This window comes from Catonella sp. (assembly GCF_052173895.1).
Lineage (GTDB): Bacteria > Bacillota > Clostridia > Lachnospirales > Lachnospiraceae > Catonella.
The window spans coordinates 1-4,585 of record NZ_JBQMXS010000076.1 but is presented as its reverse complement, the minus strand read 5'-3'; the positions used below and the strand labels follow the sequence as shown (position 1 = coordinate 4,585).

Annotated in this window: 4 protein-coding genes; all 4 read left to right on the top strand. The window is 31.1% G+C overall.

All coding sequences use genetic code 11. The annotated features are described in order from the left end of the window. Positions 1 to 80: 80 nt before the first annotated feature. On the top strand, positions 81 to 1,508 hold the full coding sequence (locus ACTTG8_RS09695; protein WP_442561908.1) for a TIR domain-containing protein: 1,428 nt from the start codon (positions 81 to 83) through the stop codon (positions 1,506 to 1,508). Positions 1,509 to 1,531: 23 nt separating this feature from the next. Beyond that, positions 1,532 to 2,749, top strand: a complete 1,218-nt coding sequence (locus ACTTG8_RS09690; RefSeq protein WP_442553626.1) for a PD-(D/E)XK nuclease family protein — start codon at positions 1,532 to 1,534, stop codon at positions 2,747 to 2,749. A gap of 16 nt (positions 2,750 to 2,765) precedes the next feature. Continuing rightward, positions 2,766 to 4,103 carry a RyR domain-containing protein gene (locus ACTTG8_RS09685; RefSeq protein WP_442561907.1) on the top strand — a complete coding sequence of 446 codons (1,338 nt, stop codon included), beginning with the start codon at positions 2,766 to 2,768 and terminating at the stop codon, positions 4,101 to 4,103. An 80-nt stretch (positions 4,104 to 4,183) separates the two neighbouring features. After that, positions 4,184 to 4,585 (top strand): hypothetical protein (locus ACTTG8_RS09680; protein ID WP_442561906.1); only part of this gene is annotated, 402 nt, incomplete at its 3' end.

Below are 4,585 nucleotides of genomic sequence, written 5' to 3'. Positions count from 1 at the left end.
TGAGGATATATAGGTTTAATTAAGTATTTATTATATATATTTTGTATTAGAAATAATAAAATTTAGGAGGATATTTTGTAATGAATAGAGCTGAATATGAGAAAAGAATGAAGAATCAGAGATATAAAGACCTTAAGGTTACTACATGTAAAGAGAAAAAAGAATATGTATTTATCAGTTATAGAGGAGATAGCTGGGAAAAGGTTCTTACTGAAATCGTATATAAGTTACAAAATGAATATGGATTAAGGATATACTTTGATAAGGAGTTTGCGTCTAATACTAATGTTTGGATTGAACAATTTATGGAAAATATGGAGTCTAAATATTGTAAGGCTTTCTTATGTTTTTTTGATGAAGGTTATGTAACAAGTTATGCAACTTTATTGGAATTTATGTGTGCAATGGGGAAAAGAAGTAATTTGAGTAACAGTATATATGCAATTAATTTTGATATAGGTTGGGAGAAATTAGAGGAGATGGATGATGATACTGGTTTGGGGAAACCGGATAATGATAATCCAGGGTGGAAAGATGAGAAAGAAACCTTTGATGACTTGTTTGATATGTTGAAAGAAAAAGATGAATATAAGGAGATAAAGTGTTTTTATGGTAATAGTATTTCTAGAGGTAAACTTAGAAAAAATGATTGTAAAAATATTATGAAGATTTTACAGCCTAAAAATAAAAGAGATTTTATTGATGCTGATGAATTCTATGAACACTTAATTGTTAATCCATTAAAAAAAACTTGTCCGGAAGTATTTGAAAAATCTACAAATGAGAATTCTATTAAAAAAATTGATAATAAAAACAATACCGAATCTGAAGAAGTTATACAAACTGTGAAACCGACATCTGAGACTGTTACACAAGCTGAAACGGCGTCATATACTGATAAAGTTGAGGTTTCAAAAGTATTAGAGAAAAGCAGTCAATCTACAATGAGGAATAGTAATGCTATAATAACCGAAACCACAACCCTTGCTGAGTTTGAAAAACTATGTGAAAGTGTAGATTTCTGCCAGAAATTAAGAACAGCTAGGAAACAAAAACATGGAGCAGGACAGATTTTTGATTTCCTTGTGGCATCTTTACTTGGTGGGTGTGATAAAAAGATTCCGGATGATAAAAATACTTCAGTGCGTAAAGGAGCATTTAATTATTGTGTATATGCTATTTCTGAAGTTGTAGACCTGGAAAATGTGAAATTAGGAGCAAGTCAGTATACTTGGATGTCAAATGCAAGAAAAGCCATGCGTAAAGAAGATATGCCGGATAATTTCTTTAATGATAAAGGAAAAGTAAAATCCGGGACACTTGGAGAATATAGTACTATATTTGAGCAATTATCTTCAGACATGACAATAGGTGAAGTGTTAGATAAATATAAGGCTAAAGAAAGAGGATTTCATACTAAGAACAATGAAGGAATATTTGAAGCCTGGGAACTTATTAAAAAGATTGATGTAAAAGAGGGCAAAAAAGGTTTAGAAGAACTTATGTAAACCATAAGAAATGAGGTAACCCATTGAATATAGAACAGATAGAGGAACTGCTTGCAAGCAAGCAGTTCCAGCAGCTTAAGTACTTTCAAGAAAAAACAAATGTATTTACTATAGTCGGGCAGACACATACAGAACATTGGCATAGTTCATTTATGAGCTGGCTTTTTGATCCTAACTCTAGCTTGAGGCTTGGTCACTATCCCTTGGTAAGACTTTTGTCGCTCTATATGATAAAAAGTGGAGATGAAGAACTTACTTTAAAATCGGTATTTAACATGAAACTAGATAACATTCATTTCGAAACTGAGAGGACATTTTTTACAACAGATGGAAAAAAACGCTCTATAGATGTATATGGAGAAAGTGATGAACTGGTAATTGTAATAGAAAATAAGGTAAAAGCCAGAGAAAATATGAATGGTACAGATGTAGGACAAACTAAGGACTATAGAGATTATGTTGAAGGACATAAAAAATTAGGACAGAAAGTAATATGTTTGTTTGTAACACCTGATCCCAAGCAGAAACCATATGATAGAAACTACACACAGATTACATATCAAGAGATGTATGATTATGTAATTGCAAAATGTATAGAACATCCACAGCTGGGAAATGATGGAAAATATATGTTGGAACAGTATTCAAATAATCTTAGAGAAGCTGTCCATGGTTCTCCTATGGCTCTAGTAAATACTGCATTATGTAAGGAAATTTATGATTTACACAAGGAACTTTTGGATGAACTTTTCGATGATGTGGAGAAAAGCTTTAATTATACTGAAGATGACAAATTGTCTTGTGTTGTATATTCTCGTTACCAGAGTATTTTTGACGAAATATACCTTTCGCTTGATGAAAAGCATTATGGAAGGACACCAAAGTCAAACGTCAAAAGAAAGATTATAAGTTTTACTGATCTTTATAATGCAGGCAAGATTCAAAACGGTACTGAGTTTATGATGGAATATGAAGGAGTATTCCATTATGCCGTAGCAGAGTATGATGAAAAAGAGAAAGAATGTTATATGCTTCTTTTAAACGAGAAAAAAGAGCCTTATTATAATTTGAAAGGTGAAAAGATAGGATTTTATAAGGCATCTTCACAGGCTGGTTTAGATGCTGTAAACATATATAGAAAGAATAATAATATAGATACAAAGCTTACTACATTAAATGGTCCTTCTTACTGGAAGACAGAAGAAGGAATCACAATTAAGAGCCTAATTGATTCATTGTAGAATACTTGGAGAGCAAATGAAAAATAAGAGAAAAATTATTGTATTACTAGCACTTATACCATTTATCATAGGTACTCTAGGCTACAGTATGTGTGAATCTAGATTTACAGATGCACTGTATGCATCATTATCCTTGTATTTTACAAATAAAGCCTCTGATGGGTACAATATTTTTGTAGAAATTGCAAGATGGACTGCGCCGTTAGTTACGGCGGCAGCCATTCTTTCTGCAATAAATAATGTATGGCAGACTGTGAAATACAGGCTTTATCTGATTGGCGGGAAAAAGACAGTGGCAGTATACACCGATGCCGATATTAGATTAAAGGAAAATATAGGAACAAAGGTAATTTATCCAGGAGAAAATGTTAAAAACTATGTAAAAAACCATATAATAATGTTTTCTTCCGATAAAAAGAACTTTGAATTTTATAAAGAGCATGAATCTGAACTATGCAATAAAAAGGTTTATATCGGCATCAGAGACATAGAAGGAAGTTTATTGAAAACAATACCGGATGCTGTAGTATTTGATATTAACAATATGATAGCCAGAGGATTTTGGAAAAAGCTTGGAATGTGGAAAGAGGGGAAGGAAAAACTTGATATTGTAATTTATGGTAGCTCTAATCTTGCAGGAGACATTGTAAGTACAGGACTGCAGATGAATATTTTTTCTCTGAATCAGCATATAAACTATCATTTTATTACAGATAACAAGCTTTACCGGATAAGGCATAAAAAGCTGCAGCTTATGAACTCAGATAAGCTTGAATATTATTCTGCAGATGATGAAAATATCTGGGAAATTATTGAGAATGCAGATAAAGTAATTGTTGCAGATGAGGTAGAGGCAGAATTATTACAGACAATTATTTTAAGTGCCAATAATTCGGAAGTATATTATTATTCTCCTGAAGATGGAGATATGGGTTCATATATTGAGTATAGAAAACCTGTGCCTTTTGGGAGATATAAAGATGTATTTACAGAGGAGAATATACTTAGAGAGAAGCTGATAGAAAAAGCGAAAGCTCTGCATACTCACTATGAGTCTATATATAAAACGGGTAAAAAATGGGAAGATCTTTCAAGTTTTCTCCGTTCATCTAATATTTCAGCAGCAGACTTTGGGAATGTTTTAACTAATCTTAACAAAGATGAGATGGAACTAGCTGAACTTGAGCATATAAGATGGTGCAGGTTTCATTTTTTGAATTATTATAAGTATGGAGAAGTAAGAAATGATGCCAAGAGGATTCATAATGATTTAGTACAGTTTGATGAACTTTCACTTGAGGAACAAGAGAAGGATTTAGACGCTGTAAGAGTTTTGAAAAAATTGTACAGATAAAGAAAGGGAATTTATGATTAAACTAAAAAAATCTATATATGTGCTGATAAGTTTTATTATGCTATCAATGTTATTTGCAAATGTACAGCCAGTTGCTGCTGCCAAAAGGAAAGTTAAACAATAAGAAAACTAATGAGACTCTTTATGAAATATCAGAGGAAAATGCAAAGCTATATGATTATAGTGTGAAATTTATAAAAAAGTTACATGATTATGTAAAAAAAGGTTATAATTATAAAATATTGAGCTCGTTACATACACATAGTGATTTAGAAGAGCTTGTGTTAAAGAAACTTTTTGGAGAAAATCAGAATGATTATGAACATTTTAAAGAAAATTATAAAAAACTTAGATTAAAAATGCTTTATAATAGACTTATTTTTAGTTTAGAGAAAAAATTTGATGAAATTAAAGAAAAAACTAGTGAAGTAACAGATTTGAATTACAAACTAAATTTTAATGGTATTACAGAAGATGATTTT